Below are 22,346 nucleotides of genomic sequence, written 5' to 3'. Positions count from 1 at the left end.
GCGTCGCAAAAAAGTCCGCCACCTGCGTTGCAGCGTTTGGTCAAGACTTCGACATACAACAGGCATGCCTTGTACCCTTGAACAACCGCTACGTCTTGGAGGACGAAGTGTGTTGCTTGGCCATCTAATTCATTTTTGCGAGAGATTCAGAGATTTGGGCATTTTTTCAGGTATTCAAGTTGCTGTCAAGGCGGTTTTCAAGTCACTTTTTTTTCAATCATTACAGGTTTTTATGCGATTCGAGGGGGAGGTATGTTACTTTAGTTTAAGTTTCTTTTAAGATTAAGGCTGTGTGGGGATAAATTTAATGCGAAATATTAGTGTTTTGCTGATCGTTTTTTTGACTGGTTGTGTAGCACCTGCGGCGTATGTAATGGAAGCCGATGAGGTGGGTTATTCGATTATTTCAGAAAAACAGGCTGAAACAGGTCTCGATCATCCCTTTACCATCGCTACCGCCGAGGATCAGCTTCGTCATAGGTTATTACGCGATCAAGCGCTGGTAACGAGTGCTGCTGCTGAGGTGGTTAGTGATGATACGCCCACTTCTCAATCCCACTTCCACTCCGATACCTTTCAGTTATCACTTGATGATGCCCTACAGGTCGCAGCGCGCAACAGCCGAATCTATCAAACGAATAAAGAGACAATTTTTCGTCAAGCTCTAGCTCTTGATTTAGAACGTGATGGTTTTCGTAGCACGTTTTCAGGGTTGATATCGTCGCTGTGGAGCAGCAATAAGGGGCTGGGTGATCGTCGCAATGGCTTACAGTACACTGCTCAGGCTGGCGTAGCGCGTCAGTTTAAGAGTGGCGTATCGTTTGTTACCTCGATTGGCCTCGATTTAGTGCAGTTGCTAACGGCGAACCATGTGTCAGCGCGTGGCTTGGTTGCCGATGCTAGTATCAGTATTCCATTATTGCGTGGTGCAGGGTCTGAGGTGGTGACAGAGCCGCTCCAACAGGCGGAGCGCGATGTTCTTTATGCCATGTGGACGTTCGAGCGTTTTCGGCGCTCATTTGCGGTACAGGTTGCCAGTGAATATCTGTTGGCGTTGGAGCGGATGAATCGAGTTGATACCGCTTACGATAATTATCAACGCTTAGTGGTGGCACGAAAGCGCGCACAACGGCTGGCTGATGCGGGTCGGTTGCCAGGAATTCAGGTCGATCAGGCGTTGCAAGATGAACTGCGCGCTCGGGTAAGCTGGGTGAGTGCCCAACAAACGAGTGCGGCTCGCTTGGATAGTTTCAAGCTCACCCTTGGGTTGCCTATCGATGCCCAGCTAGAATTGGATCGACAGGTTTTGTTGGCACAGGTTAAATCTCTGGGTGACAGTGTTCATGAGCTGGTGGAACCACCGTCATCGCTATTACGTCTTGCGTTAGCTTTGCGTCGCGATCTACGTATTGTGCAGAGTCGCGTGGCCGATTCACAGCGCAAGGTTCGGGTTGCCGAGGATGCCTTACGCGCAGATGTGACGTTGTTCGCCGCAGCAAGTGATGGTGCGCATCGCACGGTGTCGTCGGTAGCGAGCGATAATGTACAACTTAATCCCGATACGGGAGATTATTCGGCGTTGTTAAGTATTGATTTACCGTTTGAACGTACTGCTGAACGCAACGCTTTACGGAATCGATTGATCGATTTTGAGGCGAGTCAGCGGGCGCAGCAGCAATTGGAAGATTTGATTAAATATCAGGTGCGCAGTGCATGGCGTGGTCGGCAGGAATCCTTTGAGCTGATCCAAATTCAACAACAGGCGTTTAAGGTTGCGAAACGTCGAGTGATGAGTACCGATCTGTTTTTGCAGGCAGGGCGCATTCAGATCCGTGATTTGCTCGAAGCTCAGGATGATCTTGTTTCGGCGGAAAATGCCTTGCTCGAAGCGCAGGTGCAATATCGAATTCGGGCGATGGAATTGATGCGCGATGTCGGTTCCTTGGAGATCGATACAGCAGGAGATTGGTTGGAGGATGTAAACAAATATGCAGAATTGGCGCAATAAAAAAAATATTATCCTGTGTGGTGTTGCCGTGTTGGTCGGTGTTGGGCTGTGGCAACTACTGTTTGCCCCCGAAGCGGTTGAGTCGCTCGCGCAGCGACCCGTGTGGTCGTGGGTTGAATCAAGTCGCTTTGAGGTAACCGTGAATGCTGCGGGCAGCTTGAAGGCAAAAGATCAGGCAGTAATCGTCAATACTCTTGCGGGGGTAACCACCATTTTATCGGTGGTCGATGAAGGGACTGAGGTCGATAAAGGGACGCCACTCATTGAGCTAGATGCCAGCTCATTGCAGGATCAATTGGTTGAGCGGCAGATCAATGTTCAGTCTGCACAGGCAAATTTTGTTCAGGCGCGTGAAAATTTAGAGGTGGTTAAAAGTCAGTCGCACAGTGATGTTGAATCGGCTCGATTGGCGTATCAATTTTCTCAGAGTGATCTTGAAAAATATCGTTTGGGTGAATTCCCCAATCAAAAAAAGGAACAGCTCGCACAAATTGCTCTAGCAGAAGAGGAATTACGCCGAGCGGAGGAGAAGTTAGCGTGGTCGAAAGTGCTGTTTGAGGAAAAGTTTCTTTCGCAAACTGAACTTCAGGCCGATGAGTTGGCGGCACAGAAATCGCGCATCGATCGTGAATTGAGCCAAAGTAATCTCGAATTATTGCTTAAATTTACCCATATTCGCCAATTGACCGAGCTGGAAGCGGAAGTTGAAAAAACACGAATGGAATTAGGCCGCAATAAACGTAAGGCCGTGGCAACGCAGGTTCAGGCTGAATCTTCTTTGAGTTCAAAGAAAGCGTTGCTAGAGCGTGAGACGGCGAAGTTAGAAAAGGTGGAATTGGCTATCACTAAAACAGTGATTGTTGCTCCTCAAGCGGGTGTGGTGGTGTATGCCAGTTCATTGCAGCGAAATTGGCGCGGTAATACTGAGCCCCTTAGTGCCGGTCAACAAGTGCGTGAACGGCAAGAGTTAATCTACCTCCCTTCGACGGGTAAAATGGTTGCTGAAACAAAGATCCATGAATCCAATTTAGAAAAAGTGAAAGAGGGACAATCGGCTTTAATTTTTGTTGATTCAATGCCGGGCCGTTCATTTAAAGCGCAGGTGCGTTCGGTGGCGCTGCTGCCTGATGCTATGAGCAGTTGGCTGAATCCTGATCTTAAACTGTACCGTGCTGAGCTGTTGTTGCTTGACCACGATGAGGCATTACGTAGTGGCATGAATTGCCGCATTGAAATTCAGGTGGATCAGTTTGATAAAACGTTAGCCATTCCAATTCAGGCTGTCGTTATAAATCAGGGGACGCCCTTCGTGTATCGCTTACGGGATGGAGAGGTGACCTTGCAACAGGTTGAGCTGGGGCAAAGTAGTGACAGTCGGGTTCAGATTTTATCAGGAGTACAGGATGGTGATCAGGTGCAGCTTAACCCACCGTTAGAGGAGGCTGGAGGGAGTGGCCGCTAAAGTCGACGCACTGATTGTGTTGCAACAGGTGAGTCGATGCTATGGCTCGGGTGATAATCTTATCTCAGCCTTGAATGGCATCGATTTGTCGATCGAATCGGGGAAAACTGTTGCGATTCTTGGCCGTAGTGGTTCGGGAAAGAGTACCCTGCTTAATGTGATTGGCTGCCTTGATTCGATCACTTCTGGAACCTATCAGCTTCATGGTCAAGATGTGAGTGCGTTAAATGATGATGCCCTGAGTGAACTGCGCCTTGTTAGTTTTGGTTTTATTTTCCAAAGTTTTCATCTTATTCCACAATTAAACGTTCTCGAAAATATTGAACTGCCGCTGTATTATTTAGGTGTCGAAGCAAAACAGGCGCGTGACCGAGCGAAATCTCTTGCTGCGACCATGTCTCTTGATGATCGTTGGTCGCATCGCCCGTCGCAACTTTCTGGCGGTCAGCAGCAGAGGGTGGCGATTGCTAGGGCTTTGGCCAACGATCCTGCGATTTTATTGGCCGATGAGCCGACTGGGAACCTTGATGCGGCAACAGGTGGCCAAATCTTGTCTGTTTTGCACCGTCTTGCCGATGAAGGTAAAACGGTGATAACCGTGACCCACGATCAATCTGTCGCTGATACCATGGATCGACGCCTTTATATGCTCGATGGCCGTATTGTGCGCATCGATGAGGGTCGTAATAAGATTGAGGACAGCGAGGCAAGTGTGGAGGGGGATTCTCCATGTTGATCCGTTTCTTACCCTCTTTGGTTTATCGTGATATCCATTTAGGCCTGAAAAATCTCCGTCTGCATGCGATGCGTTCATTTTTAACCATGCTCGGTATGATCTTTGGTGTCGCAAGTGTGATTGCCATGCTAGCCGTGGGGCAGGGGGCGAGCGAGGAGGCCTTAGAGCAAATTCGTCAGCTCGGTAGCGATGTGATTGTGATGGGATCGATTAACACCGTGAGCAAAGACAACCAGCGCCAAGGGCAAAATTATTTTAGTGTGTATGGGGTCACCTATCTGGATGTGGTGCGACTTCGCGATACGATTCCGAATGTTCGCCGGATCGTGCCGATTAAGATTCTCCATGAGCGGGTGGTGACGCAAGCGCAACAGATTGCAGTACGGTTGGTTGGCACCACCTCGCATTGGTTTGATTTGGTTAGCAGACCACTGGTTGCTGGGCGACTTTTGACCCCGCTGGATGAACAGCGCCATCATGCTGTTGCTGTAATTACTGAAAAGATGGCCCAGCAGTTATTTCCACTTCAGGCGGTGTTAGGTAATTTTGTCCGAGCCGGCGGTAACGTTTATCGGGTGGTGGGGGTTATCCGGAGCGCCGAAACGGTGGGAGATAATGTAACCTCACCCGACCGTGATGATGATATCTATATCCCCCTTACGGTGATGCGCGAACATACGGGAGATCTGTTGGTGAGTCGTGTTGCTGGCAGCACGGTAAGGGAAAAGGTTGAGTTACACCAAGTTTTTGTTCAAATGGACTCTGAGTCGGTGGTTGAATCTGTTGCCACCGCTATTGATCATCTTATCGCGCAATTTCATCGCAAAGAGGATGTCGCGATAAAAATCCCCTTAGTTTTATTGCGACAAGCTGAAAAGATCCAGCGCCGCTTTAATATTGTTCTCGGTGCCATTGCAGGGATTAGCCTTCTTGTTGGTGGCATTGGTATTATGAACATAATGTTGGCATCGGTGACGGAACGTACCCGCGAAATTGGTATCCGCCGTGCCATCGGTGCGCGCCGCCATCAGATTGTCAGCCAATTTCTTATCGAAACCGTTGTCCTTTCGTGTAGCGGTGGATTTATTGGCTGCATTGTTGGTTTGGTCCTCCCTTGGGCTATTTCCAAAATAACGGGATTGAGTACTGTGGTGACATCAGGTAGTCTGGTGTTGTCGCTGCTGATCAGTTTGTCCGTCGGTATTATTTTTGGACTCTATCCTGCGATTCGGGCTTCGAAGTTAGATCCGATAACGGCCCTTCGTCACGAATAATATTCTGATTTAACAGCTGAGGTGTTTGAGCCTGAGCCTGTACCTGTGAAAGTATTATGAAAAAACGTCCTCAAAGCAGTCCACAAGCTCCCTGTTTATCGCTATTTTTGCCAACCAACCGTCAGGAGATGAAGCTGCGTGGTTGGGATGAATTGGACGTGCTGTTTATCAGTGGTGATGCCTATGTTGATCATCCCGCGTTTGGCGTGCCACTGCTGGCCCGACACCTTGAATCCAAAGGGTTTCGTGTTGGCATCATTTCTCAACCAGAGTGGAAGGATCCACACGCTCTGAACGTGATGGGGCGGCCTCTGCTGTGTGCCGCAATCTCCGCTGGGGCGATGGATTCAATGGTGAATCATTATACGGCGGCACGAAAAAAACGCCGTGATGATGCTTATACTCCCGGTGGATTAAGTGGCGCACGGCCTAATCGGGCGATTATCGCCTATACTGCTGCGGTTAAGGGTGCTTTCAAAGGGCTACCGATTATCATCGGGGGCATTGAGGCGAGCTTGCGGCGACTGGCGCACTACGATTATTGGAGCGATCAGGTTCGGCGCTCGGTATTGGTTGACAGTAAGGCTGATCTGCTGGTTTACGGCATGGGTGAAAAGCCGTTGCTTGAAATTGTTTCCCGTTTACATCAAGGGGAATCTATCTCTCAGCTTAGCGATATTCGCGGTACGGCATGGTTGAGTAGCAGTCAACCTTCAGGGTTTCTTTTGCCCACTTTTGAACAGGTTCAGAATGATACACAGAGTTATGCACAGGGGTTTTCTGCGACCGATAAACACCGCAACCATACGTTAATACAGGGACATTCGAGCCGTTTTGTTGTCGTTAATCCACAGTCGGCGGGGTTGAGTGAAACTGAATTGGATGAACTGTATGCGTTACCGTTTACCCGGCGGCCACACCCTAGTTATAGTGAGAAAATAACTGCCTTTGAGCAGATTCGTTGGTCGGTTACCAGTCATCGCGGCTGTCAAGGCGGCTGCGCTTTCTGTGCGATTGCTCGTCATCAAGGCCGGCAAGTGCAGTCGCGGTCGGAGCAATCCGTGGTTACTGAAATCGAGCGGATGAGTAGCGATCCACAGTTTCGTGGCACCGTTAGCGATGTAGGTGGACCGACAGCAAATATGTACGGTATTGAACTGAAGGATGCAAAACGTTGCCTGAGTTGTGAGCGCGATAGTTGTTTATATCCTAAAATCTGCTCAAACTTGAATATTGATAACGAACGCGGGGCGAAATTGTTGAGCCGAATCCGCAATATCAAAGCCGTTAAACACGTTTTTGTAGCATCAGGCGTTCGCTATGATCTGCTCGAACATCAGCCAGATTATTTAGCTGCCTTACTCGATCATCATGTTGGTGGGTTACTAAAGGTGGCTCCCGAGGCGTTGAGCGCTCCGTTGTTAAAAGTGATGCGCAAGCCTGCACCGCATAGTTTTGCCCGTTTTGTTGACACCTTTCGTGAGCATAATCGCCACACGGGGCAGCGGCGGGGAATTGTCCCCTATTTGATGGCGGGTCATCCGGGTTCAACATTAAGCGATATGGTCGATACTGCCCTCTTTTTGAAACAGTATAATTTGTCTGTTGAGCAGGTTCAGGAATTTACGCCGACCCCCGGAACTCTAGCGACGTGCATGTACCATACGGGTATTGACCCTCGTAGCGGTGAGCCGGTTGTCAGTAGTTATTCAGAAAAAGAGCGCCGCTTGCAAAAGGCACTTTTACTTTATCATCAACCACAAAACCGCGCTGCGATTCGCGAAGCATTGCGATTATGTGGTCGTGAAGATGAAGAGTCGATACTGTTGGGGCATGGCGGTATAACTTCAACACGCAAGGATAAAGAGTCAACATCAAAAGAAAAAGTGCGGCCACATTCAAAAAAAAGGGGCGGAGGACGATCGACACGGTCTCGACGGTAATTTGATTCCTTAAATTGTTGGGACACAGCACTCACACGTGTGATCGTTTGATGATTTATATGCTGATTATGTGGCACAGAAAGAATAAGCGTTTTATTTAAATGAAGAAGGTGTTAAATATTAGCACGATTGAGGTGACTGGTGTCTGATGACGTAACCATTAAAATTTTAGGCTCAGGAACGAGCACAGGTGTTCCCGTTGTTGGTTGTTCGTGCGACGTGTGTTGCTCCACGGAGCCTCGAAATAAACGCAGCAGATGTAGTGCCTTGTTGTCGTGGGATGGCTATCAGGTCCTTATTGATTCATCACCTGATTTAAGACAGCAGTGTTTATCTCATGGGATAAGTCGAGTGGATGCGGTGTTGTATACGCACAACCATGCTGATCACGTTCATGGTATAGATGACCTTCGCATTTTGAATGGATCTGCTGACCGACCTCTTTCTGTTTATGGGTCACAGACGCTGATCCAACATTTATCGAATAGTTTTCGCTATGCGTTTGAGTCACAATCAAGGGTTGGTTTTCGGCCACGACTCAAAGGAGTTGTTATCGATGATACGCTGTCGCTGTTTGGCCGTAAGATCGTACCGATTCGATTGCTGCATGGTGATGAGATTGCGTTGGGCTACCGTGTCGGAGATCTGGCGTATTTAACCGATTGTAGTGTCGTGCCGCAGGAATCTGTAGCCCAATTACAAGGGCTGCGGGTATTGGTAATTGATGGCTTACGCTTTCGTAATCACCCCACCCATTTTAGTGTATCGCAGGCCATTGACATCGCGCAGAAATTGAAGGCTGAACGAGTGGTTTTGACTCATCTGAGCCATGATGTCGACTATTGTCTTCATCAGCAATTATTGCCGAAAGGGGTCGAGTTCGCTTACGATGGCTTAACGATTGCGTTGAATGATGGAAAAAATTTGTAATTAAAGGTGTTATTTAGCTGCCGCGATTGCGGCAAAGGTGATTCTAATGCAGCAGGAATTGCGTTTACATGGACATATTGACGATACGATTGAGTATTTTGTAACCGTCGCAGCTCGTGGAGCTGAATGTTGTCATTTTTATGAACGCGATGGGGAAGCTCTGCGAATTTTTTCACCCGGTAATGAGATGCGCCTCGACCTTACGGGGTTAAGTCACTGGGGTAATGGTGGCAGCTTTTGTGAATATATGTATGGAATCGATCAGCCTTTAGCGGATTTAATCAAGCCGGAAGTGCGAAATCGCTTAGTTTTGTTTGGTGCAAGTTACCAAAGTGGTGGAGATCTTTCTTTTTCGGATGACACCATGGGTCGTATCCCCTATGACTCAATATTTGAAGAGGGTCATGCGATTAGTAACTGTTTCTTCTTTGTCACCGGTTCAATTTATGGTGCGTTAGAAACGCAGCAGCAGGGATTGCTCTCATTGTTAGGCCGTTTGTTAAAGCGAACACCACGTGTTGCGGATGATGATGATGCGCGACTGGTTGATGAAATGTTTGGCTTACTCGGCCATAAGAGTCATTTTTATCTCGTGCGGTTAATTAACAAGAAACATCAAGCCTATTACGATCTATTCCAAAAACTTTATTTTACCTATCGAGCCATTCCCGATAGTGAATACGGTAACCTAAAAGTCCTCGCCCAACGGTTAGGTATTAGCGACCATCAGCAGGAACGTATCCGGATTGCGGTGATGTATGCGCATCGTGATAATCGTATTGTTGTGGATGAATATCGCAGCATCCTTACGGCGTGCCATCACAATGGCACGATCAGCCGTCAGGAAAATGCGCGATTGACACGCCTTAAAACGTTAGCAACACGAAATAAAATTCCTGTTGCGTTGTTTGCGCCTCTCGACGACAACTTGAAGTACGAAAAAATGGTCGATCAAGAGCAGGATTACATCGCCGAAACGCGTGAAATTTTATCTAGTTTGTTGTCTGGAAATCAACAGTTGGAGCTCACGGTTAATCGCGAAGATATGGTGCGCTTGCTGTTTGACAAGCGCCAAGCAATGCAAAATAGAGATTACCTTTTTGATCAAATATTGCTTGAGACAAGCAAATCCTGTGATGAGCGTGTTCATGCTGGCGCCGATGTCGCTTTGCTGGAACGGATTACATCCATCATCGATTATTTTGACCATTATGAAAATTCTGCGACAGAGATTAACAATCTCGCCTTTATGGTTGGGGTTCGCATCAATGAGCAGATGCTGTATGCCCTACATCGCAGTTATAAAGCATTAGAACGCTTGCAAAAGAATTTATTTGAAGCATTATTATTTGAAGATTTACTAACCAATACGTTTCTTGGCACTTATGGTCGCGAAAAAATTCTGTGTCTTCGCAAAGCATTGCATTCGAATTCACCGATGTTGACGTTGTTAGAAAGCTTAGAGGCGATTACGCAAAATGAAGCACTTTATGGTCATTTGTTGACAACTGTTAAAGATCAATTGCGCAATAAATATTCGCAGTCTGTCAATTGGGAAGATCGGGTGGTATTGCAGAATGAAGTTGAGGATGTCCTTGAGCGTAAAGGGGTGCTTATTAAACCGTTTCCCATCTTTTTATATAAAGAGGTGATGATCGATGTTGAAAAAGAGTTGTTCTATCTGCAAGAGCTGTTTCCAGTAGTTATTGCAGAAAATGATCGTGCACTACGGGAAGATTTTCTTCTCTATGGTGGTTTAGATCGATTCTATGTTGAAGAGTTGGAAAATGATTACCTGATTCGCCACGGGCTAGAGGAGTGTATTTTAGATGGTGTGCGTAAAGGAAATTAGTTCGTTACCGTAAATGGATTATGTGTTAGAGGGCTGGTAGAAGCTCTTGAAGGGAAAAGCGTGTCGAGCATAAAATTAAAAAAAATGAGTGTTTGCCCTTTCATGAAGGCACCTATGGCGAACTGCTATTGTCGTAATTTAAGTAGTGAAAACATTGAAAAGGCTCACGATTATTGTAGTGGTGATTATGAAAGTTGCGAGATTTATAAGACGGTGTTCCGTGTCGATGAAGTAATCAACGACAGTGATGAGTCAAGTCTCTTGTCCCCCGTTATTGGGTTGGCGACTGGAAGTGAGCGCAGCGCACAGCTTCAAGCGCGACAAAAATTATTGTTAAGCATGCTTGAACTTCTGGGTAAAAATACTCTTGCCACGACAATGTACCGTGATTTTGTTTTACTGCTTCGGCACTTTACCGCAGTTGATGACATTACCCTTTATCTTGTTGATAGCGAGCAGCAGCGTTCCTATCGCGTTGTTAGTTGTCAAGGTGACACCGTGACAGATGAACAGCAATCAGGTCGGCTTGAATGCATCTGTGGCGACATTATTGGTGGTTCGATGGATAGCACCAGTTTTAATAAAACAGATGGCGGTGTGTTTTGGTCGAATGATCGTGGTTTACTTTCTGATACCGAAGCAAAAGCATTAAATGTGTGTATCTGCGCCCGTTGTACCGAAGGTAACGGCGGTTCAGTGGTGTTGTTGCCAATTAATTATCGTGGTACACCGATTGGTGTTTTACGTATTCATGATCAGAAAAAGGGGTTGTTTACTCGCGATGATATTCAGTTTTTAGAGGGTTTAAGTGCTGGACTTGGTGTTATTGTGATTCAGTCACGAGCCGATCAGAGCCGGATCTATTCCGAGATGTTCATTGATAGCGTTCAAAACCCAATTGTCGTTGTAGATGCTGATTTTATTTACCGAAAGGTGAATAAGAAGTTTTGTCAGTGTGTCTTATTGTCGGAAGAAGAGGTTTTAGGTAAGACTTTTCAGGGTATTGTAGGCGATACACTTTTCGACACAGTATTTAATCCTCTGTTTCAGCAGGCACTTTGTGGCGAGCGCGCGCAAAGCACAACCGTTGTTGACTTTGTTGGCCGCGGTGCAGCGTGTTATTTGATCACCTGTCAGCCGAACTTTGGTGCTGACGGTATTGTGGATGCTATCAACATGTGCATGCATGAAGAGTTCTGTAAAAGTCCTGAATTGCTGTAGCACAATTATTAATGTGATGATGAAAGCCCTCTTTGAGGGCTTTTTTTTTGTCTTATTTAAAAAAATAGCTGTTGATTGATAAAGTAGATCAGTGTTTGTTGCAAGTTGGTTATTTTATACTAAACTTGTTAAATAGTGCGTTATATACTGTTATATTGTAATGATGATTCAACCGAGATGTAGCACATTCTTTTGGGCGTTACGCTCTGAAATTAATTCTATGTTTTGTGTTTTAAAACAGTTTTCATGTGGAAGCTAGTGGATGTATTTATCTGTAAGTATATGATTGTGCAGTGTTTTAATCGTTTATGCTGCTTATCTGCCGTGAGGAGTTTGTTCGTGTATCGTTTGTTGTTTGTTATTGTTGTTCGATTTTATAACAACATTTTACTTGACCGAAAAAGGTGTGTGTGGGATAAAAATAAAAAGGGGAAACACTCTTTTAGATTAAAACTCGTAAAAGCTTGTATGGATTATGCTGGCTAATGTAGATAAAGCAGAGGAGTTCAGGATGGACGATACATTGTATTATATTCTTGGCGGAATTATCACTGGTGGTGCTTTGATATGCTTTGTTTTCTCTTACTGCCAAGATCACATTGAGAATAGTCCTAAAAAACGACGCTCATTGTATTCACGCATTAATGGTGAAAGACAATCATCTGAAACATAGGGTTTTATTGCTGAAAACATTTATGGTTGACCGAAAGGAGGGTTCAGTCAAAGAAACACGGTTTAAGCGCAATTAATTGTTTAAGTTTATGTGGTTTGTCAGGGTGGTGCCTTGCAAACTTTTACACTAAGGAGGTATGGGTATGAGTAAAGATCTTAATATTAACTTTTTCAAGCCAGTCGGCGACTTCATGAAAAAAGACGTGGCGATGAAAAAGAAACTGATTATTGTTTGGTTTGTAGCCGTTTATGGTTTTCTCTTTCTTTTGAAGGTTGTTGCAGATCCGAATGAGACAGTTCAGATTACGCTGAGTACTGGAGAGGTTATTACGCAGGTCTCAGGAATGAGCTTCCTGACTGAAATGCAGTTCATGGGTTTTCCTTTCCATTACTGGTACTCATCACAGTTTTTGATCGCACTGTTTATTGTTCTGTGCTTCATCTACTGTAAGTTTATTGACAAACTTGAGTCTGAATACGACAAATAAAGAAAGGGAGAACTCGATATGAAAAGAATGATGCATTGGGGCCTGTCCCTATTCTTTGTCTTGATGTCAACCAACGCATTTGCTGTTGCCGACCTCAATCCTGAAGGTAAGTTTAAAGTAATTCCTGCAATCATGATGATCTCACTTTTGGTCTTGTTCGTTATGGTTGGTGTCTTCTCTAAAGCGCAAAATACCGAAGATTACTGGGCTGCTGGTCGTGGCGTTGGCCAAATCGGTGGTGGTATGGCGATCGCTTCTAACTGGATGTCAGCTGCTTCATACTTAGGTATGGCTGGTCTGATCTATCTTAAAGGTTATTTCGCAATATCCTATGTCCTTGGTTGGACAGGTGGTTACGTACTGTTGCTGGTCTTGATGGCTGGTCAGGTTCGTCGCTACGGGAAATATACGGCTCCTGACTTTGTCGGTGACCGTTATTACTCAACAACTGCGCGTTTGATGTCTGCGTTGATCGTTATTACCATCTCTTTTGTTTACGCTGTTGGTCAGTACAAAGGTATTGGTATGATGTTCAACTGGATCTTTGGTATTAACTACCAAACATCTGTTGTCGTTGGTACGGGTGTTGTTCTAACATACGTTCTAATTTCAGGTATGCTTGGTGCAACGAAAAACATGCAGGTTCAGTATGTGGTTATCGTTATCACATTCTTCTTACCTTTGTTTTTCATCGCATCAAAGCTTGGCTACTTCTCAGCGGTTCCACAAATTGGTTATGGTGCTGCAGTTTGGGACATTGGTCACGGTGGTAACGGTATCACAGCTGCGATCTCTGATCCGAGCTACTATCTACCCTTTGCTAAGTACACCATGTATCACTGGTTTGCGTTGTGCATGACTCTGATGCTCGGTACTGCGGGTCTGCCACACGTTATCGGTCGTTTCTATGTTGTTCCTAAGGTAAGTGATGCACGCTGGCAGGTTGTTTGGGGTCTATTCTGTATCGCTCTTGTTTACTGGACTGCTCCTGCATATGCTGCATTTGCTAAGTTCTCTAACTTGTTAGGTACTGCTGGTACCATTACACCTGATGCAATCGTTGTTAATGCTGCTGAGTTAGCGGGTCTTCCTGAGTGGTTTGCAGGTTTCCTTGCTGCTGGTGGTGTTTCTGCCGCGTTCTCAACTGTTGGTGGTTTGTTGATGGCTGGTTCTTCAGCGTTTGCTCACGATATCTACTTCCGTGTTCTTAATCCAAACGCAAGCGAAGATAGCAAGATGAAGGTTGCCCGTATTGGTACCGTCATCTTAGGTGTCTCAATCATTATCGTTGCATTGAACCCACCTGCATTGATCGCTCAGATTACTGCGGTAGCGTTCGCCCTTGGTGCGAATACATTCTTCCCACTATTCTTGCTAGGATTGTGGTGGAGTCGTACAACCAAAGAAGCTGCGATTGCTGGTATGATTGTTGGTCTGGTTGTAACATTCGGTTCTATGCTACTGCCGAAGACTTCACTTTTGGCTTACTACATCCCGTTTACTTCAAGCGCGGTTGTTGGTGTCCCAGCTGTTTTGATCACCATGATCATTGTTTCATACATGACTCCTGAGCCTTCACAAGAGATCAAAGAGTTGTTGTATAAAGTTCACAACGACGAGTAGGCTAAATCGTTTGCTGATCTAAAAAAGCCCCCTTCACTTTATGTGGAGGGGGCTTTTGTCGTTAATGTCATATTCTTTAGAATTATAGTGTTTAGCTGATTAGCCTGTCTTGATGCTCAGTTTGTATAAATCATTGTTCAGAACAGAGGCCTTCGGGTGATTATTGTTGAGTGGATTAGAATGCCTTTCGGTGCAGAATAAAGTTAAGGGGTGATATGAGAAAGGAGCGATATGAAGAATTAACTCTTCATCCTCGTTTGCTCTGCCATGAAGTACTCTTGATCGAAGTGAGTTGATCGAAGTGAGTTGATCGAAGTGAGTTGATCGAAGTGAGTTGATCGAAGTGAGTTGATCGAAGTGAGTTGATCGAAGTGAGTTGATCGAAGTGAGTTGATCGTGGTGAGTTGATCGTGGTGAGTTGATCGTGGTGAAGGTAGTACTACTGGGAATGAGCTGATTTGAGTGGGAGTGGATTTGGTCTTTAAAACCAATACGGCCCCTTTGGGTCAAAGAGGCCGTATTGGTCGTTACTATTAAATTCTGGAACTGGGATGTTAATGCAGTTCGCGTTCTTTTTTCCCTGCTTCAATGTACGGTGTTGGATTAATCTCAAGCATCGTTAGTGAGCGTTCCGCGTTCCCGTTGTCAGGGTTAAATAGAAGCGAGAGGCGAAAGGTGTCCTCAGCTTTATCAAGTTGATCAGCGTATTTGAAGGCCACGCCTAGGTTGGCATAGCATTCAGAAATAGCTTTAGAGTAGCGTTCGTAATCACTTGGATTGTGTTTAAACCACCGAGTATAAAATTCAGCCGAGATCTCAAGGACTTCAGTTGCTAGGGCAAGTTCTGTGTGGTCAATAGTTGCCATGTTGATGTGGCTGCGCTCCGTTGAAAGGTCTTTACCGTAAAGTGCCCAGCTAAGGTGGATGACGCCAATATCATTAAGCACAAAGCCGTAATTGATATAGATATCTTCTCCCTTGTCAGCGCCTACGTTGGGGTGCTCCATCTCAGCACGCGCCATTTCGTAGTATTTTAGTGCCTCGGCTGGTTTTTTTTCTTTTAGCAGGTTTTGGGCGCTAACGGCAGTAAGGTGTGCATTCTTGTATTTTTCGTCTACATTTTGATGCTCTGCACCATATTTGCACTGACTTAAGTACATGATGAGAGAAATTATAATGACAAGAAGGAAAATTGGTTTTAAATTCATAAGTGTAAAGCTCCTTGGGGAAAATTGATGTGTTCAAAGTATAAATGTTCTCAGAATAAAACACCAGTTTATTTTTGGTCACATCAGCGACGCTTTTTGCTATAATGGCCCAGAATGGAAGGGTTGTTTGTTTGAAAAGAGCTGTCGTACTCGTCAGTATCAAGAGGGAGACACGTTAGACGCAATGTGGAAATCACTACTTAAAAATATTGCACCGCGAAAAAAAGAATATAGTCTCGATCCGTTAAGTGATTATATTGCCTGCCTGTGCGGTCGAATCCGTTCGCGTTCCGTGTTGAAAATGGATTTAAGAGAGGCGACCTATTGCATCATAGATTTAGAGACCACAGGTTTAGACTTAACTCGTGACGTGATTATCAATGCCGCCGCAGTTAAAATCAAAAGTGGCCGGATCACAAAAATCTATGAAACCTATGTTAAACCCCCTTTTCCTATTCCGCCTGAGTCAATCCAATGGCATGGCATTACCGATGATATGTTGCTAGATAAGCCAACTATCAGTGAGGTCCTGCCTGAGCTGTTAAGTTTTATTGGTGGGAGCTTGATCGCAGGCCACCATATTAATTTTGATATAAAAATGCTTGATCGTCACGTGCAGGAATCATATGGCTGTAATTTAGACGGAACTCCTTGGCTTGATACCATGTTGCTACATAAGTTAGTGATGGAGAATAATACCAGTACTGAACTTGATGATTTGTTAAATGTGTATTGTATTGAATGCGATGAGCGTCATCGTGCATTAGGTGACTCGATTGCGACAGCGAAGGTTTTTTTGCGAATTTTGCAGGAGATCTCCTCGTCGTATCAGACTCTTAATGATCTGTTCCGCGCTCAGCAAGATATGTCTCGGAAGGATAATATGTAATGGCTCACCCTAAATTAAGTTATCAACGACGTTGTATTACCGCTGAAGATTACGACGCATATCAAAATATGTCTGACAAAGAGCTGTTTGACCAGTTGGGGAAGAAATATCTTGAATGGGAGACCCCTTATCGTAAGGTGCGTGATGATATGGCGCCGCCCCATTACCGTTGGTATACGGGGGGCAAACTTAATGTTTATGAAAACTTGGTTGGTAAACACCTAAAGACTGTGCGCCGCAACAAAGCGGCACTGATCTGGCGTGGTGTCGATCATGGTGAGCGGACCATCACCTATCAAGCTTTAGCCTACGAGGTGAATTGTCTTATCAATGGTTTGGTTCATCTTGGTGTCAAGCGCGGGGATAAAGTGTTTCTCTATCTGCCTAATATCCCCGAGATGGTGATGGCGATGTTGGCCTGCGCCAGTATCGGTGCGGTCCATATTGCTTACCACATGGCTTATTCTGCTGAAGCATTGGCACAACGGTTACAGCATTGTCATGCGAAATACATTATCACCTGTGATGGTGCACCGATGCGGAGTCGCGCCTTGAAGGAAGTTGTTAACGAAGCTCTTGAGCGCATCGATTATGACATTAATCACTGCGTTGTTGTCGAGCATTCAAGGCAACAGGTGTCGATGCGGCCTAAGCGGGATATCTGGTATCGTGATTTAGTCACCGATCCAACATTCTCGACAGGTGCTGAAGTCGATCTGATCCATAACGCCGATGAGCCGTTGTTTATGCTCTACACCTCAACTAAATCAAAGTATCCACGTGGTGCCATCCATAGTTTAGCGGGCTATTTGATGTGGGCACAATTTACCACTGAATTGTTGTTTGATTTAGAGGAGATAGATATCTTCTGGAATACGGCCGATCTGTCGTGGGTGAATGGTCATACTTACGGTGTTTACGGTCCTCTCGCCCTTGGGGCGACGGTGTTTTTGTATGAGGGAACCATCTCCTATGAAAACACCAAATGCTTTTTTGATTATTTGGATAAATACCATGTGACGGTGTTGTACACCAATCCAACCCTGCTGCGTAGCGTGATGCGAGCAAAAAGTACCAAGCGGTTCCTGAACCGTTCCAGTAACTCGTTACGGATGATCGGTGTTGGTGGTGAGAAGATCAGCGAAGATCTGTACGATTGGACCCAGTATGAACTGACGAATATGCGCAATTTGCCAATTACTCAAATTTGGGGTCAAACAGAAACGGGTGGCTGCTTGATTGCAGGTGTTCCCGGAGTACTTGATTACGAAGACGATACCATGATGCGACCATTGCCAGGGGTTGATGCCCGCGTTGTCGATTCTGATGGCCATCCCGTTAAAGCGGGTGGCGAACCGGGTCGCTTGGTGCTTGGCTCTCCATTGCCATCGATGTTGCAGGATCTTTATAAAGATGACATCGGCTATCAGCAAGTGTTTTGGAAGAAGTTTAAGGAACGCACCTATTTTACGACTGGCGATGGTGCGTACTATGATGAAAAGTCTAATCTTAATTTAACGGGGCGCTTAGATAATATTTTGAGTACTGGTTCGGGGCGCCGTTCAATTGATGAAATTGAGGAATCAATTTTAACCCTTGCTCGTGTGCGTGAGTGTGCTGCAATTGTTATCGACCACCCTGCACAAGGGTTCATCCTTGTCACCTATTGTGTCCTCGATGAATCACGTGATGAGAGTTACCGAGAAAAGACCTTACGAGAAATTCGGGAACACATTATTGAAGAGATTGGTGAGCTAAACGTACCGGATCGAATTCGCTTTACCAAGTATTTGCCGAAAACACCGGATAACCGCATTAATCGCGGATTGTTAAAAGAGATTGCCCTGCAAATGGAGGGGATCTAACTAACCGTGCGCGTGATAGGAATTGACGATGGCCTATTATTTCCCCACATACGCTCAAGATACCGTGTATCGCTCCCTGTACGCTCAATTGTCGGCAGTGGAGCGGGGCATGGTACTGCGCGAATTTGTCGGGGTAACCTATCGTCGTCGTTTTCAATTCTTTAAACGGCACCACTTCCATGCGCCACAACGCGCATTTAAGAGCAACTTACAACTCGCCGCTAAACGGCAAGATAAACGTTTTTGCATTCGCAAACATATTTGGCGAAAAAAAGCGCAGCGTCCCGCCTACCTTGAACTGATTTTCCGTCACTATCTCCTTGGTTTCGTCGTTCAATTGATTCGGAAACGCCATGGGGATCATTTGGTTGCTGAACAGGGTTGTTATCCCGATGCCCCGTATGTTCTTGCTGCCCTCGAATGGTTCTTATCCAATAGATCAGTCGTTGATGCCACGATTGCCGAACAGATTGAAGCGGTCGAGAAAGAGGATTGCCGTCGTTTATATCTTTATTGCTTGCGCGCTTTTATCGTAGCCCAGAAGCTGTGTGATGATGACTCATTATCGCTGGCCGTTACGCGTAGCTGTCAATGTCGTGTCGGTGGTCAGGTACCTCTTGGGGCCGAACTTGAGTTTAGTAATCTCGGCCATAAAGCATCATTCGAGCATTCATTTCTACGCCATCAAAGTGATCAACCCTATTGCAATTTTATCTATTTTCATCATTTTTTTCTTGAAGATATCAGTTGGCGCTTAGGTGGATATCTTGATCACCATGTACGCTTGCGCCGTTATCTTCCAGTGCCGTGGATTGGTGGATTTTTTGAGTATAATTTAGTGCGTATCGATTATCCGCGTCGCTTTTCGTTGCCTCTTACGCGCGACCCTGGCTTTTTGGCGCGTTATATCAAGTGTGTTATAGCGTTTAGTTCTCAGATTGCTCCACACAGTTTGCATTTGAATGTCGAATGTGTTGGTCTTGGCCGTAAAGAGGTTCCTGTTTTTAGTGATTACCTGTGCCTGCTGCTTCTCGGTGGCGATTTGGTGCGTGATGAAAAAGGTTCGTTAACTGAGCGTCGATTTGCTCGTAATGAATTAATTAAGATGGTGCAGCAACGGCAACACACCTCGCTATTTGATCACATCAGTCATCATGTCACAGAATTTGCATTTTTACGCCTCAATGCAGACACTACGGATGAATCATGGCTGAGTCTTATTCTTGTTTTAATTGGCTACAACCGCAGCTGTCGTTTTGATCAATACTGTTTGGAACCTTTGGGTGAGCTGCTCCATTGGGCGCACAATCCGCAACCTGTTTCGTCGACGGATATGACCTCGTTTCTAGAAAAAGTGAAGCGCGGTGTCGAGGCAGATAACAGTCTCGATGCTGGCGTGGTTGAGTCACATTTAGAAAATGTGGAGCGCTGGTTGCGACGTGAAAATGATCGCATTGTCAACGCGGTTAGATCAAGTGATTCGTCATGAGGTGGGCTGTACCCTGAGTCCGCATGATTGGCGGTTTTGGCACAGTGCATGGCATGAATGAAGTTTCTTGGCGGTATCAAATAGCGGGTCGTTTAAAAGCAATGGATCAATAATTACTTGTTGGGTGTCATCGCAATAGCTCAGTCGGTCAAACATGGTCTTGAGTTCCTGCTCAGGGTTAGTGTGGCGGTTGAATGCTTTCCACTGACCACACTCAATTCGAACCTCTTTGTGGTGCTCATTGCTTAAATGTTGTTCAGGGTAGGTGTAGACCCATGCGTTGACCATCGTTCTCTGAGTTGGATTCTCTGGGTTTTCTTTGATCAATGTCATTTTTCGTCTGAGGTAGACACTTCTTTGTTCATTCTCAGGGTGATAACATTCCAATCGATCGAGTAATTTCATCATTTTAAGGGGGTGGCGAAATTGCATGATCTCCCCCGCGACCAATGTTGAGCAGGGATCTTCTGGGATAATGAGGCCAGGAAATCCGAGAGGTAAGTTGAACAGATAACCACGACAGTAGCCTATCTCAATAGATGTGACTTTTTTTTTGATGTAGCGATCAAAGTTATGAAACCGTTCCATCAAGCTACCATAAAAGAAAAATGTATCACATTGTTCAAGATCACGGCGACGCAATTCATTGCGCTGCTGCCATCGCGTTGAAAACGTTTTTAACATCGGTGTGCCTGTGTATTTGCGCAACGATTGCCCACTAGGATAGCCCTTTACCGAAGTGACTTCGGGTTGCGCTCTGTAGCTGGCTTACCGCATGGAATGCACTGCGTAGCAGATCTTGTTCGGTTTTGGTTAGTGCGTTGGGGTCGATAAAGCTGCTCGCTGGTTGGTCGTTTTGCAACAATCTGATTTCGTTACGTAGCCGTAGGAATGAAAGTGCTTCGAAGGCGATGCGAATGTGCTCGGCTGTTTCGCTGGAAAAAACGTTGTCATTGGTTAAGTGCTTGAGTCGTTCAAGGGTGGTGAGGGAGCGAATCTCATGTTCTAGGGCGAACATGCGTAAACAGTCGACAATGTAGATAAGCCCACCTTTTTTGAGTGAAAGCCTCCCTTTATTGTCACCACTTTTCTCGGTGGTAAAGCGGCCCCATATTCCTGTCGGTACTTTGTGCGATAGGTTCAGTTGCATCACCTGATATAGAAATCCCGGATGCTCCCGTATTGACTGGAAGACAATACTCTGTAGCGAGTGGGCAAGAGACGGATCACCGACAATGGGAGTAAAATCGAAAAAAATGGATGAGTAGCGTACTTTGTGTGGTTCTGGGTTGGTAGCCCAATCTTTAATGCGATCTTCCCAGTCGCTCAAGCGACCACGCCATACAGGATTGCTTGCCATCACATCCCCTTCACACAGAGGATAACCAACGTGATCTAAGGCGTGGACAACTTTATCAGCAAGGGGGATGAAAAAAGCATCGACCTCATCCTGCATAGAATCAGGGAAATCTTCATAAATAAAACCATTATCCTGATCAGGGGCAAGGAGCATCTCCCGACGGCCCCCGCTACCCATGATGAGGAAGCAATGGCGGATCTCTGGCGGAGTATGGCCGAGTTCAACCATTTGCTGCCAGCACAGAGCGTAGGTACGTTTAATCAAGGCATGGTGGATGTAGGAGAGGATCTCCATCACCTCTGGAGCACTACGGGTTTCGGAAAGAAGGGTGTTGGCAACGCGAACCAGTGTGGCGTGGATGGCAGCAAGCCCTTCAATGGTCCCTGTCTCTTCAATGCTACCGATCATCAGCATCGCTTTTTGACTGCGATAGCGCATTAGATCGCTCATGGAAACCATGCCGACGAGTTCATTGTCGTCAACAATGGGTAAGTGTTTGAGGCGGTGGCCGACCATGTAGGCCATCGCTTCATACATAAAGGTGTCGGGCTTCATGGTGTGTGGGTCGCTAATCATCAGTTGCTCGGCGGTAACCTCTTCGGCGTTGGTTCCTTCAACAGCAACGAGTTTGCCAATAATGTCGCGACAGGTAACAATGCCAATCATCTGGTTTTTGTCATCGAGAACGACCACCGATCGGATTTGCCGTGCCGCCATCTGTTGGGCAATCTTGCGCGCAGGTTGCTGTGGGTGGCAGGTGGCAACAGGAGTGTTCATGATCTCTGAAAGGCGCTTTTTAAACGGGTACGATTCAACACCGGAGAGGGCTTTTTGACTGTGTTCTGAGACGATATCAGCATAGAGATGGCGAACGCGATCTAAAATCATTTGATCAAAATATGTTTTAAATTCGGGAACCTGCTGTGCGGTGTCGAGCAAAACCTGTTGCGGAATGAGATAACACTCGGTCTCTTTAACGGTGCGCGATCCGCCTGTGTACGATTCACTAGTGAAAATAGGGGTACAGCCAAAGGTGTCGCCCTCGTGGCGATAATCAACCACAATCTCCTCACCGCCCGGAGTGAGTAGGGTGATCTCGACAAGTCCCTTCTTGATCACATACAGGTGGCCAGTAAAGGGATCGCTTTGATTGAAAATATGATAATGTGGTGGAAATTTTTTAGTGATAGATGCGGCAAGGAGCGTTTCAAAAACATCATCAGGAAGATGACAAAATGGTTCAGAATCATGAAGTTTCTTGATATCGGCCATTAGGACCTCCGTGCAACAGTTTGAAGGATGATCAAATAAGAAAACAGTTTATCA

17 protein-coding genes are annotated in these 22,346 nt (G+C 45.9%); 14 read left to right on the top strand and 3 right to left on the bottom strand.

The window, feature by feature from the left end; genetic code table 11:
- Positions 1-307: 307 nt before the first annotated feature.
- The 11 genes from ACZ5KY_RS01030 (at position 308) to ACZ5KY_RS00980 (ending at position 14,209) form a co-directional block, all read left to right on the top strand.
- Positions 308-2,008, top strand: coding sequence for a TolC family protein (locus ACZ5KY_RS01030; protein ID WP_464242056.1), 1,701 nt, complete (start codon positions 308-310; stop codon positions 2,006-2,008).
- Positions 1,989-3,470: an efflux RND transporter periplasmic adaptor subunit gene (locus ACZ5KY_RS01025; protein WP_464242055.1), complete on the top strand. Its 1,482-nt coding sequence runs from the start codon at positions 1,989-1,991 to the stop codon at positions 3,468-3,470. Before ACZ5KY_RS01030 ends, ACZ5KY_RS01025 begins: the two co-directional genes overlap by 20 nt.
- On the top strand, positions 3,460-4,206 hold the full coding sequence (locus tag ACZ5KY_RS01020) for an ABC transporter ATP-binding protein (RefSeq protein ID WP_464242054.1): 747 nt from the start codon (positions 3,460-3,462) through the stop codon (positions 4,204-4,206). Before ACZ5KY_RS01025 ends, ACZ5KY_RS01020 begins: the two co-directional genes overlap by 11 nt.
- A complete protein-coding gene (locus ACZ5KY_RS01015; RefSeq protein ID WP_464242053.1) occupies positions 4,200-5,480 on the top strand; it encodes an ABC transporter permease in 1,281 nt (426 codons plus the stop codon). Before ACZ5KY_RS01020 ends, ACZ5KY_RS01015 begins: the two co-directional genes overlap by 7 nt.
- A gap of 56 nt (positions 5,481-5,536) precedes the next feature.
- A complete protein-coding gene (locus ACZ5KY_RS01010; protein ID WP_464242052.1) occupies positions 5,537-7,423 on the top strand; it encodes a YgiQ family radical SAM protein in 1,887 nt (628 codons plus the stop codon).
- 141 nt (positions 7,424-7,564) lie between these two features.
- Positions 7,565-8,353 (top strand): GPMC system MBL fold metallohydrolase, encoded by a 789-nt coding sequence (locus tag ACZ5KY_RS01005; protein WP_464242051.1) that lies wholly within the window; start codon positions 7,565-7,567, stop codon positions 8,351-8,353.
- A gap of 46 nt (positions 8,354-8,399) precedes the next feature.
- The gene (locus ACZ5KY_RS01000) at positions 8,400-10,205 is read left to right on the top strand and encodes a TIGR04442 family protein (protein ID WP_464242050.1); all 1,806 of its coding nucleotides are present in this window, start codon (positions 8,400-8,402) and stop codon (positions 10,203-10,205) included.
- Between the two features lie 114 nt (positions 10,206-10,319).
- Positions 10,320-11,426 (top strand): PAS domain-containing protein, encoded by a 1,107-nt coding sequence (locus ACZ5KY_RS00995; protein ID WP_464242049.1) that lies wholly within the window; start codon positions 10,320-10,322, stop codon positions 11,424-11,426.
- Between the two features lie 511 nt (positions 11,427-11,937).
- A complete protein-coding gene (locus ACZ5KY_RS00990; RefSeq protein ID WP_464242048.1) occupies positions 11,938-12,099 on the top strand; it encodes a hypothetical protein in 162 nt (53 codons plus the stop codon).
- Between the two features lie 142 nt (positions 12,100-12,241).
- Complete coding sequence (locus tag ACZ5KY_RS00985) at positions 12,242-12,586, top strand: DUF4212 domain-containing protein (protein ID WP_464242047.1); 345 nt, start codon at positions 12,242-12,244, stop codon at positions 12,584-12,586.
- Positions 12,587-12,604: 18 nt separating this feature from the next.
- Positions 12,605-14,209, top strand: coding sequence for a VC_2705 family sodium/solute symporter (locus ACZ5KY_RS00980; RefSeq protein WP_464242046.1), 1,605 nt, complete (start codon positions 12,605-12,607; stop codon positions 14,207-14,209).
- 554 nt (positions 14,210-14,763) lie between these two features.
- On the opposite strand, the gene ACZ5KY_RS00975 is transcribed toward ACZ5KY_RS00980, so the two are convergent.
- Complete coding sequence (locus ACZ5KY_RS00975) at positions 14,764-15,417, bottom strand: hypothetical protein (protein WP_464242045.1); 654 nt, start codon at positions 15,415-15,417, stop codon at positions 14,764-14,766.
- A gap of 127 nt (positions 15,418-15,544) precedes the next feature.
- Here ACZ5KY_RS00975 and ACZ5KY_RS00970 point away from each other — a divergent pair, with 127 nt between their 5' ends.
- From ACZ5KY_RS00970 to ACZ5KY_RS00960, 3 genes are read left to right on the top strand one after another with little or no spacing between them, the layout of a single operon-like run.
- Positions 15,545-16,306, top strand: a complete 762-nt coding sequence (locus tag ACZ5KY_RS00970; protein WP_464242044.1) for a 3'-5' exonuclease — start codon at positions 15,545-15,547, stop codon at positions 16,304-16,306.
- Entirely contained in the window at positions 16,306-18,171 is a 1,866-nt protein-coding gene (locus ACZ5KY_RS00965; protein ID WP_464242043.1) for an AMP-binding protein, read from the top strand. Before ACZ5KY_RS00970 ends, ACZ5KY_RS00965 begins: the two co-directional genes overlap by 1 nt.
- Positions 18,172-18,199: 28 nt before the next feature.
- Complete coding sequence (locus ACZ5KY_RS00960) at positions 18,200-19,660, top strand: hypothetical protein (protein ID WP_464242042.1); 1,461 nt, start codon at positions 18,200-18,202, stop codon at positions 19,658-19,660.
- Here the strand turns inward: ACZ5KY_RS00960 and ACZ5KY_RS00955 are convergent.
- Together ACZ5KY_RS00955 and ACZ5KY_RS00950 are read right to left on the bottom strand one after the other, a co-directional pair.
- Positions 19,655-20,344: a gamma-glutamylcyclotransferase family protein gene (locus tag ACZ5KY_RS00955; RefSeq protein ID WP_464242041.1), complete on the bottom strand. Its 690-nt coding sequence runs from the start codon at positions 20,342-20,344 to the stop codon at positions 19,655-19,657. The genes ACZ5KY_RS00960 and ACZ5KY_RS00955 overlap by 6 nt on opposite strands.
- A gap of 34 nt (positions 20,345-20,378) precedes the next feature.
- Positions 20,379-22,292, bottom strand: coding sequence for a putative nucleotidyltransferase substrate binding domain-containing protein (locus tag ACZ5KY_RS00950; RefSeq protein WP_464242040.1), 1,914 nt, complete (start codon positions 22,290-22,292; stop codon positions 20,379-20,381).
- Between the last annotated feature and the right edge of the window lie 54 nt (positions 22,293-22,346).

The organism is Desulfuromonas svalbardensis (assembly GCF_055389415.1).
Note: the sequence above shows the minus strand (reverse complement) of the source record. Positions and strands in the feature narration are given on the sequence as shown.